A 14,413-nucleotide genomic window follows, 5' to 3' on the forward strand; every position below is an offset into this window, starting at 1 on the left:
AAGTTGGGATGCTGTGAGCTGCATGACAGGAACAAATAATTACTTTAGATTAAATATTTTACCATTGTGGAGGGACAAAACAATGTCCATGCAATCCTCAAGGTGCCGCCTCCGGCAAACCAAACACAATCCCCTGCTCGAATAACTTCACTAGCAACTCGGTGCGCCGCGACACGCCGAACTTCTGGAAAATCGGCCGCAGATGATTTCTCACGGTCTGTTCCTGAATATGCAATTTATTGGCGATGGACTTATTGGTATATCCGCAGGCAATCCAACGCAGAATCTCGAACTCGCGCGGCGTCAAGCCCAAGTTGGCTGGGTTGCTGACCCGCCGAATACCGGCTTCCGCCTCGGCATTGCTAACCTGTAAAGAAGCTTTACCGGCAATCGTCGCCGGCAAATACACCTTGCCGGACAACACGTCGCGTAAGGCCTCGACAAAAGCTTGCCGCGAAACGGTTTTCACGACAAAACCCATCGCCCCGAACTTCAAAGCCTGAAACACTATTTCTCTGTCTTCCACCCCGGAAAACATCACGACGCACAAATCCGGAAATTCTTGTTTTAGTTCGGCCAAACCCTCCAGACCCACGCGATCCGGTAACTGCAAATCCAGTAAAACCAAATTCAAGGCTTGCTCGCGGGCAATGACCAAGCCGGCGGCAAAGCTCTCCGCCTCGAATACCTGCACATCCGGGTAGATCTGTTTCAACAAACACGCCACGCCTTCGCGAGCGCAGAAGTGGTCGTCGATCAGCAAAATATTCATCCATCACCCTCTTGGCGTACCCGATTAAGCGATTGTAACTCCAGAAGGTAAGGATTCTACCCAGTACGTTTGTACTGGCACGAAAAACGATTGGATTAAGTAATTTCTTTGGTTGAGAATTGTTAAAAACCGAAATATTAAATCCTACTCACTGCCACTTCAAAATATAAACTGGGAGAGTATCAATGAACCGCCTAATCACTTGGACAATTAGTTTGACTTTATTTCAAGGATTAACAGGGTGTACTCCTAGCACTGGAACATTCGGTTTGGGTACGCCAACAATATTACCAGCGGAACTCTCCAAGAAAAGTCTGGATGAATATGCCAGTTATATGCAGACACGGATGAGTGTCAAGACAAAAGACACCGATATAGAAGATTTGGACCCGTTAAAGACGAATCGTGTGTCAAAAATTGAATACGCTCAGGCCGTTAAAGGCTCTGTATCCGCCTCACCAAATGCAACGTCGCCGATAAGCACATCAGGGAATAATGAGGAGATTTTGCCGAAAGCAAATGAAGTTTCGATAATCACTAGTAATGACAAACCGAACGGCCTTCTAATGGATAAAATCAGCACGTTAGAAGCTTTCGCTGCTCACAAACAACGCATGAAAGACTTAAGCTTTCTATACAAAGACAATCAAAAACAATTATATAAGATTGGCTTTACTCTTTGGATTGAACCTGAACGCCAAAATTATTGGGAATATATATGGCGCTGGGCTGATTTATACAACGGCTTTAGGAATTATACAAAAGATTATCATGCAGATATTAAATTTAGACTATGTAAAGATGAGAAATGTATTCAGCCTTTGGATAATTCTCAAGTAGTCCGTCTCGAACCAGAGCACGAAGGCGATATAGCAGATAGTTATTACGCCTCAATGAACCAATCCCAATTTGGACTTACCGGAACATGGACGGAAATCGCAGCTAATCTTGATTATGCGGAACGATTACGTCAAGCAGATGTTGAGCAGCGTAAACACCCAATTCTAAGAGGGATAATTGAAACAAAAAGCGAAAATGATACATGTGCTAAAGATTCAGAAATTCCTCTATGGAGTAAATGCAAGCGCGATGCCGACTTCCATTTCATAATTTCACCTCGACAACACGTAGAAGAGCGCACATTTTATATCCCAATCTTTATGAATCCTTATACAAACACACAACGCTTGGAGTCAGTGCCTTATCACGTGTCGGCGTATATTGAAACCCCAATTAAAGACAAGCTATACCTAGAGACGACCGCTTGTTATAAAGAATATGGCAAACCAGAGAGAAATTGCTCTAACAACTATATCCTTGATAACTCTGATTCAGAAAACTCGATGAAGATTATCGTCCCTATTTCTTTACCCAGAGATAGCTCTCAACCCGTAGTTGAAAAAGTGAAAATACCCGCTTCTGATCAGGCAATGAATATTGTTGAAAAAACAAAAATTGTTGAGACCAAAACCATTGAGAAGTTAAAACAAAAAAACGGCTCAACCACAGAAACAACCAAAAGCAGCAAGTAGATTATATGAAAATAATATCTATCAATAAATTCAAATATCAAAAATAACGTTTACGGCTGGTTAAATACAGAATATGCAACCCTTAAAGTTTATATTCAAATGGCTATTGAAAAAATGACAAATAAAAGCCTTATTCTGACATTAATATTGGCAATAAACCTAGGAGGGTGTAGCTTAGCTCCAAAAAAGCTCAAAGTGCCAAACGAGCACGTCTTGATGTTCGACGAAGATGGAAAACCTCTGAATCCGAATGGAAATATCCCATTAATAAATACCGATTCGCTGGCAAATTCGCCGGAGAGCTGGCATGCTGATTTGGGGAAATACCGAAATCTAAGTTATGAACAGTTTGACGCCTATACTGACATAATAATCGATAACATTTTTAAGCAAGAATCTAGAAAAAAAATCCTGATTTTTATTCATGGTGGATTAAACACCCAAATGGACAGTTTGGCTAGACTTGCAGAAGACCCGAGAAACGGAGAAATATGCGATGATTCAAAAAACGATAAGGTTGCTTGCAAATCCAGAAACAAAATGATTCTTGAAGATAACAAATATTATCCTATTTTTGTAAATTGGCGATCATCTCTCATCAACAGCTATTCCGACGGACTATTCTCCATCCGTCAAGGAAAGAGTGCAGGCATTTGGGGTTACGTTACCGCTCCTTTTATTTTTGCATCCGACTTGACAAAAAGTGCTCTACGATGGCCAAATGTAATTGGAAGCTTGATATACAACGACGCTCAAACCGCTCCTGCTCTAAAAGACCCGCAAGATTATCCCGCAACAATTGCGAAAGAGACTTTGTGTAAAAAATACCAATATCCTTACAGAAACAAAGACAATCAACTCTGGGATCAAGAAGATTGCCTGAGCAATCTATCATTCTCTGAAGCACCTGATTTATTAAGACTTAAATTCAAGAAAACAATTGGAAACAATACCAGAAACAAAATCATTAAGAAAGAAGAAAACTCAAAATCATTCGACATATATATAGGTGAAGATGAACGCCAAGCAGCCGAACTAGTCACTAACTTCGGTAGATATATAATTTCCTTCCCTGGAAAAATATTGACAACCCCAATCATCGATACATTTGGAGGAATGTCCTGGGATTTAATGCTGAGACATATAGACATGCTTTTTAACAGCGAGGAGGAACTAACTAAATCGGAGCTTACAAACACTGCCGCATCGAAACAAAAATTACTCGACATCCCGAAGCATGGCGGTCTTAGTCTATTTTTAAAAAAGCTTGCTGACAAACTACGCGAAGAAAACGATAAGGAAAGAGAAATAGTTTTAGTTGGCCATAGCATGGGAACGATTGTGGCAAACGAATTGATTCGCAACTTTGGTGAAGACCTTCCTATTTCAAAACTGGTTTATGTTGCTGGCGCAGCAACTGTACACGATTATGAAACGAAAATTTTTCCGTGGCTATCCAGGGATCATAACCGCCATATCTATCATTTCCAGTTACATCCTCGAGCTGAGGAAAGTGAGAAAATGGCGTTTGATATTCCCGCTCGTGGTTCGTTATTGGTCTGGATCGATAACTTTTTAGATAAGCCGTTGTCGCCTAAACAACGAACTGTCGGTCGCTATGATAATTTGCTGCCTAGCTTGCATAACACTCATTATTCTCTTCGTGATCAGATTTCTTTGAAAGTATATAGTGCTGGATCAGATGTAGAACATGCCAACCCACAAACACACAGCGACATGGCAAGCCGCTTTAAATTTTGGGATGACGAATGCTGGAACCCAAATAGTGAAAAACCTGATTGTGTTTTTCCCAACCAATGACTTTGAGCTTCATAAAATAACTCCTTGATTAAGTTATTTTTCATGAAAACCATCAGCGTAATTCAAATCTTGGATGTCTACCTGATAGTGGCAAATACGCCCTTACACCAAAAAATAGCAAGGTGCCACCATGACCATCACCCTAGGCCCCATCATCGGCCATACCACCGACACCTCCGCCAAGATCTGGATACGCGGCGCGAAAGGACCCAACCATAACAGCCGGGAGTTTTGTTACGGCGCGTTCGATTTATACGACGGCAACAAACTGGTCGCGTCGCAGTTTTGTTTCTTGAAGGATTATTACGATTTCACCGGCGTCGCCCAATTCGATCAGCTCAGGCCCAATACAACTTACCGGGTGGAATGCGGCGTGGTGTACAAGCGCGATGCCGATGCGCCGCCGACTGGAACGCCGGTTCCCGGCCCGGTCGTTACCGGCGCGAAGAAAGCGGTAGCAACGTTCAAGACCGATCGCGGCAGCAACGATACCCGGCTGGATTTCGTGTTCGGCTCCTGTCGTTACCTGTATTGGGACAATCTGTTTCAAAACGATGCCGAGAAAGGCGACAAGACTTTTCGTTCGATCGCCAACCTGCATCAGCGGCGGCCGCTGGATTTCTTTCTGGCGGTGGGCGACCAGGTGTATGCCGATCCGTTGAACAAACTGTACGAATATAAAAACTTCGACGCCTTGTGCGAGATTTACCGTAAGTCGTTTCAATTGCCGCATATTGCCAATTTGATGCGTAGCGTGCCGACTTACATGATTCTGGACGACCACGAAATTCGCAACGATTGGTCCAAGGACCAGATGCGCAGCGAGGCCGATAGCGGCTTTTATGCGATGCGGATGCGGGCTTACGCCTCCTACCAGCACCTGCATAATCCGGATACGCCGAACGGCCAGTTCTGGTACAGCTTCGCTAAAGGGCCGTTTGCGTTCTTCGTAATGGATACCCGTACCTTGCGCATCAACGATGCCAATGCGGTAGGCGGTAAAACCCTGCTCGGCCGCGAGCAACTCAATGCCTTTTTCGACTGGCTGCACCAGAACCGCAACGCGCCGGTCAAATTCGTCGTTTCCAGCGTGCCATTTTTTCCGGACCCGAAACCCAACAAGGGCGGCGACGATAAATGGGCCGGTTTTAACGACGAGCGCAGCATGATTCTGGAATTCATCCGCGTAGAAGGCCTCAGCGACGTGGTGTTCCTGTCCGGCGACGTACATAACTCCAGCTTCGCCCGGATGCGCTGTTACCAGGATCCCGCGTTTTTAACGACCTCGCTGGTGTCGTCGCCGTTTTACTGGCCCTACCCGCACGAAAGCGCCAGCGATTTTTACGGCGGCCGCACGTTGGAGTTCATGCAATGGACCGACGGCAACCGCCGCAGTCGCGACCGCATCGAATACCGTTACGAAGGCGAAGGCTTTATCGGCGACGAAGCCTTTATGGCAGTGTCGGTGGACATCGGCAAAGGCAAGCCATGGTGCAGCGCGGAGATTTTCGACCGCAAAGGCAACCCGTTTCCGGCTTATCCGCGGCCGTTTTTCTTTTGAGCCCAGCGTCGGCCTGGATGCAGCCGCGCCGCCCTTAACCGAACAACACCTTGGCCAGCTCTTTGGTCTTGACAAACTCGGTTTGCAGTTGGGCAAAGCAGTGTTGTTCCGTGTTTTCCGGGATAGCCAATATCTCCAGCATCTCCAACTTAGGCATTTCCGCATCCTTGAACAAGGCGCTGACCAAGCGCGTGGCAGCGCCGACTACCAAGGTTTGCTGCCAATAGTCGCCGCGGTAACCGGGATGACGGTGATGTTCTATGATCGTACACAAGGCTTCCGGGATTCCCCAATAGCGCGCCAGATGGGCGCCGATTTCGCAGTAATCGGTGCCTACGCTCTGGCGCAAGGCCTGGTTTAAATGCAATTGCGGATTGGCTCGCTTCAAGCGCACGGCTTCCTGGGTCTGCTCCGCCATGGTATCGGCTAGACATAACAAGCCCAGGTTATGCAAGATGCCGGCGGTGTGCACGGTTTGCACAAACGCTTCGTCGACTGCCGCGTCCGGTAACGCCCAAGCCAGATCGGTCGCCGCTTGCGCCGCCAGCATACTGCTGACCCAGTAACGCCGGATATCGAAACTACGACACTGATTGACGTTGAATGGCTTCATTACCGCCAAACCGATACTGACACCACGTACGATGTTCAAACCCAATTTGAAACAGGTGCGCTCTATCGAGGTGACCGCTTCGCCGTTGTTGTTCAGCCAGGCCGAATTGGCCAAGGCGATCAGGCGGGAACAAATCGTCGGGTGATTCTGCAACACTTTCGCCAAGCCGGAGTAGTCCAGACCGTCGTCAGACAAGGCTTGAATCAGGTGATGGACATCGTGCGGCAGGGCCGGCAGTTGCTTAATGTCGGCAAGTGCATCAGGTAAATCGAGTCGCTGCATATTCAATTGTCGGGCGGGATAAACGGACTGGGTTTGGCGTCGACGAACTCCAAACGAAAATCTTTCCGGAACAAGGCGGGCATCGCAATAGCCGGTTGCGGCGTGCTAAACAAGAATCCTTGCACGATCTGACAGCCCAGGCCGGTCATCACCATGGCCTGATCGATGGTTTCCACCCCTTCGGCAATCAGGCAAAAATGCATCGCATGAGCCATGCCAATGATGGTTCCCAATAGGATCGGCGTTTGCGGATTAATCAATACGTCTTGGACGAAGATGCGGTCAATCTTCAAACAGTCCACCGGCATTTGTTTTAACGAGACCAAAGACGAATAACCGGTACCGAAATCGTCGATGGCGATTTTTACCCCAAGTTCTTTGACCTTATGGAATACATCGATATCGGCTGCGTCCTGCATCGCGCTTTCGGTCACTTCCAATTGCAAGTATTCGGCGGGAATGGCGGTTTGCTGCAGAATATCCCGTAGCGAGGAAATGAACAGCGGATCGCGGAAATGGCTGGCCGACACGTTGACTGCCATCGTCATCAGCGGCAATCCCTGCTCGCGCCATTCGGATAACTGCATACAGGCGCTACGTAGCGCCCATTCGTCGATCTTGCCGATCAGCCCCAAAGTTTCCGCCAGCGGGATAAATTCGCTGGGCCCGATAATGCCCCGCTGCGGATGGCGCCAGCGGGCCAAGGCTTCGATACCGATCATCCGGCCGTCGAGCATGCCGACCTGGGGCTGGTAAAACAACTCGAACTGGCCTTGATCCAACGCGTCGCGCAGCATTTGCTCGTCTTGTAAGCGTTTGATCGCCAGACCGGTCATTTCCGGCCGGTAATAGGCGTAGCGCTGTTTGCCGGCGGTTTTGGCCGAATACATCGCGGTATCGGCGGCTTTCATCAAGTCGTGCTCGTTGTCGCCGTCTTTCGGGTAAATGGCGATGCCGATACTGACCCGCGGCTTCAAATGATGCCCGCTCAGGATCAATGGCCGGTTGATTTCCTGCAAGCACCGTTCGGCGATATCCATGGCCTGGAACTCGTCGGTGATGGTATTGACGATAATGCAAAATTCGTCACCGCCCAAGCGCGCAGCAAAATCTTCTTCCCGTACCACGCTCTGGATCCGCTGGGCGATGGCTTTCAGAAACTGGTCGCCAACATTGTGGCCGAAACTATCGTTGACGTATTTAAACTCGTCCAAATCCAAAAACAGGAAGGCGAACTCCTGCTGGGCACGGGACGCCGCCTTGATGGTTTGCTGCATGCGCGAATGGTAATGCACCCGGCTGGCCAAACCGGTGAGTTCGTCGAAATAAGCCAACTGGTGGATGATTTTTTCCGATTCCTTCTGTTTGGAAATATCCTGAACCGTCCCGGTTACGTAGCTTTGCGCCCCGCTGTTGATCAGTGCCGTATCCTGGCGCACCGTTATCGGGTCGTCGCTTTCGCTCAGCAGCCGGTATTCGGTGTATGGGGCCGATTTGCCCTCCGCTGCGGCCTTGATCACCTCCTCCACTTTGGATCGGTCGGCGGCATCAATCAAATCCAGATACTTGGCCAACTCGCCCTCGAAATATTCCGGATTCGTCCGGCATAGCTCAGCCAAATACGGCGATATTTCGAACCTATCCAGCTTGGCGTCCCAGGTCCAATAGCCCAGGCCCGCTATGCGCTGCGCCGCCGACAATTGTTGCTTGCTATTGCGCAACTCGGCAGTGTCCCGATAGGAACGCAGCAAAAATTTGATGTGATGAATCAGCACCACGTGATTCAGCGGTTTGATAATGAAATCGGCGGCGCCGACCTTGAAGGCGCGATTGATCGACTCGATATCGTCCAGGCCGGTCGACATGATGACCGGTACATCGATCATCTCGGGTAAGGCCGTCATCCTGGCGCAGGTTTCGAAACCGTCCAGCCCGCCCATGATCGCGTCGAGAATCACCAGATCCGGAATGTCGCTCTGCAACATTTCCAGCGCTTGTTCGCCGCTGCAAGCTTCCTCGACCTGAAAACCGGCCGATTTCAATTGTTCACCGGTGATCAGGCGGAAATTCGGATCGTCATCGACCAGTAACAGGCGCACCGCCTCGCCGACAGACGCAGCGCAAGCCTGTTTGGCTGTCACCGCCGATCCGGCTGGGCTCGCATCGGCCAAATGGCGCAGCTCGTCCAAAACCTCCGGCAATTGCTGCTCGAATGTGACGATCAAGGCTTTAACTTCATCGATTAACCCCTGGCGACCGACGGTCTCCAAAGCCAGACAGGTTTTGGCAAATTCCCGCGCGCCCAGATTGGCGCTGGCCGATTTGAGCGCATGTGCAATGTTGCCGGCTGTCAGCGGATCATTGGCGGCAACCGCCTCGCGCAGCTTTTCGGCATTCTCCGCCGCCGTTTGCAGGTACAACGCCACCGCTTTATCGAACAGGCTGACTCCCTGCGCATCGACAACTTCGCGCAGCTCAGCGGTATCGGCTTGACAAATCGGGCCCGGCACAGACGGTTGCGGCAGCGCGGGCGGTACCGACGCCGTGGTAACCGCACCGGCTCCGCTGCCCGGCAACCAGGTCGCTAACAAGGCGCGCAACTGGTCTTTGCTGAAAGGCTTGCTCAGATAGCCGTCCATCCCGGCCGCGTGGCACTGATCCTGAATACCTTTCTGCACGTCGGCGGTCAAGGCTATAACCGGCACCCGGCCTTTACCCGCCGCAGTTTCCTGCTCGCGCAAGTTGCGGGTCGCGGTAAAGCCGTCCATGACCGGCATGTGGCAATCCATCAAAATCAAATCGTAAGACCGGCTAACCGCAGCCTTTACCGCCTCTTCGCCGTTTTTGACGACGTCGGCGCTACAGCCCATATTCTCCAAAAAGCTTTTCACCACTTCCTGGTTGACCAGATTGTCTTCGGCAACCAGTATTCTCCCGCGCAAGCGGGCCGGCGAAACCGGTTTACCGGATTGCGACAGCTGCGGCTCGGCGACCTTGTCGCGTGCCAAAGTCTCGCGCAGGCAGTTCAACAAGCGCTGCTGAAACACCGGTTTGTTCAGGAAAAAGCTAATGCCGTATTCGTGGCTGCGTTCGGGTTGGAAGCTGACGTTCTCCGAACTGAGCATGATGATGGCGGGCTTGGGAATCCGCCGGTCGGTTTGAATCGCTTTTGCCAGCGATAAACCGTCCATGATCGGCAAATGCCAATCCAACAAGGCCAGTTGAAACGGCTGTTGCACGGCGGCGGCTTCCAGCAGCATTTTCAAGGCGCGCGGTCCGCTATCGACACTGGTGGGATTGGCGCCCCACAATGCCAACTGTGTGGTCAGAATATCGCGGTTGGTCGCGTTGTCGTCGACCACCAGAATATCAACGCCTTGCAAATCGGCCGTATCGGCCATCGGGATTGCCACCTGGATGCCCAAGCCGAATTCCAGATTGAAGTAAAACCGCGAGCCGACGCCGACTTGGCTTTCCAGATGCAGTTCGCCGGCCATCAACTCCACCAATTGCTTGGATATGGTCAAGCCCAGACCGGTACCGCCGTAACGGCGAGTGATACTGCCGTCCGATTGGGTAAAGCTGTCGAAGATCTCGTTTTGCCGATCTTGCGGCACGCCGATGCCGGTATCGATTACTTCGAACAGCAAACCGACCTTGTCGGTGGCCGTGCTGCTGTCGATACGGCTGATTTTGAGTTGCACGTCGCCGCGTTCGGTAAATTTGATCGCATTACTGAGCAGATTGACCAGCACCTGGCGCAAGCGTTCGGCATCGCCCTGGACGATGTAATTCAGATCGTGGGGCATGTTCAAAATCAATTCCACGCCCTTGCGATGCGCCTGGTCGGCCAACAATTCCAAGGTTTCTTCCAGCATCGGCCGCAAGTCGAACTCTTGCAGGATCAATTGCAGTTTGCCGGCTTCGATTTTGGAAAAATCCAGAATGTTGTTGATGATGCTGAGCAAGGAATTGGCGGAACGGTATGCGGTTTCCGCAAAGCGTTTTTGCCGCTCGTTCAAGCCGGATGCCATCAGCAGTTCGGTCATGCCCAACACGCCGTTCATCGGCGTTCTGATCTCGTGGCTCATCGTTGCCAAAAACTGCGACTTGGCTTTGCTGGCTTGTTCCGCTTGCTCCTTCGCGGCCAGGGCATCGGCTATGCTGATGTTCAGTTCTTTGTTCGTTTCCGCCAATTGCCGGGTACGTTCCAGTACCTGTTGCTCCAGCGAATCCCGGTGCATCGCCAGCTGATCGTCGCGGAACTGGATTTCGGCAAGCATGGTGTTGTAGACCTCGGCCAAATCGCCAAACTCGTCGGAACTGGTTTTGCTGATGCGGTGGGAAAAGCTTTTTTCGTGGCCGACCGACTGCATCGCCTCCATCAACTTCAGCAGCGGCGCCAAAAAAATGTGCTGCATTTTGGAGGTCAACGCGCTGATGCACAGCATCGTGAACAGCACGATAATGCCGAGAATCAGGTAAAAGGTTTTCAGGATCGCATAGAAACCGCTCTGGTCGTCGACCAAATGCAATATACCGACGGTGTCGCCGTCCAGCTCGATCCGCCGCACGAAATGCAAGTTGTTTGCCGCATCGTATTGAAATACGTCCTTGTCTGTGGCAGCGCCGTCGACGTACGGAAACAGTCTGTCGTACCAATGCGCAAGCGCACTTCCCAAGCTACCCAGCAAACTGCGGTTGGGATCCGGGGTTTCGGCCTGCTTCAAAAGCGCCAGGGCCTGCACGGACTCCCAGTGACTGACAGAGGATTTGGCGGAGTGGTAGTCGGCAAACAATTCGCCTTGTTTGTCGTAGAGCTCGGCGTTCAATATGCTGTCCCGAGTCCGCATACTCTCCAGCATCGTGTTGGCCGAAACCATATCGCCGAACACCAGCGCGGCGGAAATATTCGAAGCGATGATATTCGCCACCAGCACCAACTGCTGTTCGGTTTCTTTCTTTTTTGCAAAATACTCGTTGATGATGATTGCCGTTGTCGCCAAGCACAGCGTCAACATGGCGATCAAAGTCATCATCGACACCAATTTGATTTTGATCGGCGCGTTATTAAACCATCTGACAAAGGGCATAGCTGTCTCCTAACGGTCTCCGACGATCTTTGCCAGCCGCAACAGGTTGGAACTGATATTCAGCCCCGAAGCCTTGACCGCCGCCAGATTGACGTGCAGCTGAATTTTGCCGTCTACATTCACCATTGCCACCATACCGCCGTTTTCCACAAATCCCTCATCTTCTCCCATCGTCAAAACCGGATGGTTCTTCGTATCTAAAAATACCTGCAACAAAACATTATTCGGCAACTCACCGATGAACAAAATCTGGCATTGATTCAAATTACGCAAGCGCTCCGAATTGACGATCTTGATCGCACGGTCGCCGACGTTCTTGCCGTCGATCGAATCGAATGACTGCAACAATACGTTATCGCCCACCAGACACACGTTCAGAACGTTGGCATCCGTTTTAGCGCCCTCCGGCCATTGGGTAAACCGGGCGAAATTCAGGGTCAGCGCGGCCAACACCGTGTATTGCTCCAGCGCGGCCGGCGCCGCCGCGCAAACGCTTGCCGCCGCCGCAAATGCCGCAAAAGTACCAGCTCTAAAAACGTTTACCACATGACTCCGTAGTAGCAAGCCGCTATCCGATTGCAAATTTAGTTCGAAAATTAGAAAGCATCGCGCCTTAAAAACTCCAGGCCACTTTGCCGTACATGCCGCGATCGATAAAGGTCGGCAAGGTCTGGTTTTCCTGTCTGAATTCCAAATGGCTCTCGCTGAGCAAATTCTGCCCGACCAAAGACAGCTCCAGACTGGCGGCCGGCCGCCAGGCCAAACGCACATCCATCGTCACGTAATCGTTGATTTGCTGCACGCCGTAGACGCCAACGGACGCATTGGTATCGACGTAGCGAAACCACAAATCGAAGTCCACATCTTTGCGCACGCTCAATGCGCTGCGCAGACTGATGCGATGTTGCGGACTGGCTGCGGCGACCGCAGTATTTGTGGTTGGGGCGAAATCGGACTTCAGCAAGCCGTAGTTTGCATCCCAACGCCACCAATCCAGCATCTGCCAGACTGCCGCGACCTCGAAGCCGTAGGTCTTGGCTTGAAAATTATTGTTCAGCGTCAACGGCACCACCACCACGCCGGACGATGGGTCGAAGGTTCCCGCACCTTGCGTAGCATTACGCAAATTATCGTAATCGTTATAAAACGCCGTGAAATCGACGGACAGCGATTTGATGAATGTGGTCCGGTAGCCCAATTCATACGCAATCACGTCTTCAGCCCGATAGCTGCGGTCACCGTTCAGATAGATCGCCGTCGCCGGAAAAAAGCCCTCCGGCGGCCGGACAGCTTGGAGTAGCGACATGTTCTGCTCGGCACGGGACGGCGTTCTGACGGCGCGCGATACCGCTCCCCAAAATCGATGCTGCGGATGCGGCGCCCACATCAAGCGCGCGGTCGGCTGACCTTCGAAACCGCTGTAATCGTTATGTTCGAACTTGGAGCCCAAAGTCAACCACAAGGCCTGGTCGACCAACTCGATTTCGTCCTGGACGAATGCGCTGAACAGTTGGTCGTTGCGGCTCGCCGGGCTCAAACGCAGCAAACGGCCGGTTTCGGTGTGGTCGTGGGTATATTGGTAACCAAAGCCCCAAATCAACTCATGGCTGTCGAACAAACCGAAACGGTGCTGGAAATCCAAATCCAAAGTATCGCGTCCTTCGCTGAACCAGGCCTCGTTACGCCGATAGTAGTCGTAATAGAGTTGCAACGAATAATCCGAACGGGTCGAAATGGTATGTTGCCAGCGGCTCAACAAATTGCCGCCGTAGGCGTCGACCTGTTCGCCGAATGCGCTTTGGTAAGGCACGGCGAGTTGCGGAATCGATAAACTCTGGTTGATGGAACTATGGTAAGCATCGCCCTGCACGGTCAATTCGTCTTGCATGGACAGCCGTGAATCCAGTCTGAACCCGCCCTGAGCTTTATCCCAGGCGTCGCCGGCCGGGTCGCCATTGGCGCGGCTGTAGGCGTCGCGCTGGAAACCTTTGACGTATGCTCGGGCGGTGGTGTCTTCGTTCAAACGACCGCCGTAACGGAAGCCACCGAACCCGCGCTCCTCAGTACCGCCGCCGGCCACCAGCAGGCCGCCCTGGGTTTTGCTGGAATGCTTGGTGATGATGTTGATGACGCCGTTTACCGCGTTTGCGCCCCAAAGCGTGGCTCCCGGTCCGCGGATAACTTCGATCCGCTCCACGTCTTCCAACATCACGTCCTGGTTTTCCCAGTACACGCCGGAAAACGATCGGGTATAGGTGTTGCGGCCGTCGATCAAAACCAGCAATTTGTTGGCAAAACGACCGTTGAAACCGCGGGCGCTGACCGCCCATTTATTGGAATCGATGCGGGAAACGTCCATCCCCGGCGCCATGCGCAGAGCCTCCGGAATGCTGGTCACGCCCGAGCGTTTGATGTCTTCGTGGGTGATGACGAACACTGCGGCTGCCGAGTCGTTCAAGGCCTGCGCCTTTTTGGATACCGAAGTCACTTCGACGCTGAGCAAATCCTCGACATTCAATTCCAGCGCATCCTGGTTTTCCGCAGCGCAATGACCGGCTTGATGTACTGCAAGCAGCAGTAGTCCGACTAGTGGTTTTTTCATAATGTAACTTACAACTGAATTGGCGTACCGTTGCAGTTAAGGCCGGCCATATCGGCTATTACTGCAACGAATGAAACGGGGCCGCCGATAGAATAGCCATTCGCGTAAAAATCCTGGGCCAAGGCTGGATTTTTTCG

Annotated in this window: 8 protein-coding genes; 3 read left to right on the top strand and 5 right to left on the bottom strand. The window is 51.3% G+C overall.

Features of this window, described 5'->3' with window-relative positions; all coding sequences use genetic code 11:
* Positions 1–97: 97 nt before the first annotated feature.
* Positions 98–772 (bottom strand): response regulator, encoded by a 675-nt coding sequence (locus ACH518_RS15345; RefSeq protein WP_140912889.1) that lies wholly within the window; start codon positions 770–772, stop codon positions 98–100.
* Between the two features lie 185 nt (positions 773–957).
* Between ACH518_RS15345 and ACH518_RS15350 the strand changes: the two genes are divergently transcribed.
* The 3 genes from ACH518_RS15350 to ACH518_RS15360 all read left to right on the top strand — a co-directional run bounded on the left by ACH518_RS15350 (position 958) and on the right by ACH518_RS15360 (position 5,686).
* Positions 958–2,304 carry a hypothetical protein gene (locus tag ACH518_RS15350; RefSeq protein ID WP_445370720.1) on the top strand — a complete coding sequence of 449 codons (1,347 nt, stop codon included), beginning with the start codon at positions 958–960 and terminating at the stop codon, positions 2,302–2,304.
* Positions 2,305–2,520: 216 nt separating this feature from the next.
* Complete coding sequence (locus ACH518_RS15355; RefSeq protein ID WP_445370721.1) at positions 2,521–4,125, top strand: hypothetical protein; 1,605 nt, start codon at positions 2,521–2,523, stop codon at positions 4,123–4,125.
* 130 nt (positions 4,126–4,255) lie between these two features.
* Positions 4,256–5,686 (top strand): alkaline phosphatase D family protein, encoded by a 1,431-nt coding sequence (locus ACH518_RS15360; RefSeq protein ID WP_445370722.1) that lies wholly within the window; start codon positions 4,256–4,258, stop codon positions 5,684–5,686.
* Positions 5,687–5,720: 34 nt separating this feature from the next.
* Here ACH518_RS15360 and ACH518_RS15365 read toward each other — a convergent pair whose 3' ends face one another.
* From ACH518_RS15365 to ACH518_RS15380, 4 genes are all read right to left on the bottom strand, one after another.
* Positions 5,721–6,581 (bottom strand): HDOD domain-containing protein, encoded by an 861-nt coding sequence (locus ACH518_RS15365; protein WP_445370723.1) that lies wholly within the window; start codon positions 6,579–6,581, stop codon positions 5,721–5,723.
* A gap of 2 nt (positions 6,582–6,583) precedes the next feature.
* Positions 6,584–11,674, bottom strand: a complete 5,091-nt coding sequence (locus tag ACH518_RS15370) for an EAL domain-containing protein (protein WP_445370724.1) — start codon at positions 11,672–11,674, stop codon at positions 6,584–6,586.
* Positions 11,675–11,683: 9 nt separating this feature from the next.
* Positions 11,684–12,220, bottom strand: a complete 537-nt coding sequence (locus tag ACH518_RS15375; protein ID WP_186289602.1) for a YfiR family protein — start codon at positions 12,218–12,220, stop codon at positions 11,684–11,686.
* A 67-nt stretch (positions 12,221–12,287) separates the two neighbouring features.
* Entirely contained in the window at positions 12,288–14,276 is a 1,989-nt protein-coding gene (locus tag ACH518_RS15380; protein WP_445370725.1) for a TonB-dependent receptor plug domain-containing protein, read from the bottom strand.
* Positions 14,277–14,413: the final 137 nt, after the last annotated feature.

The organism is Methylomonas sp. HW2-6, assembly GCF_052474525.1.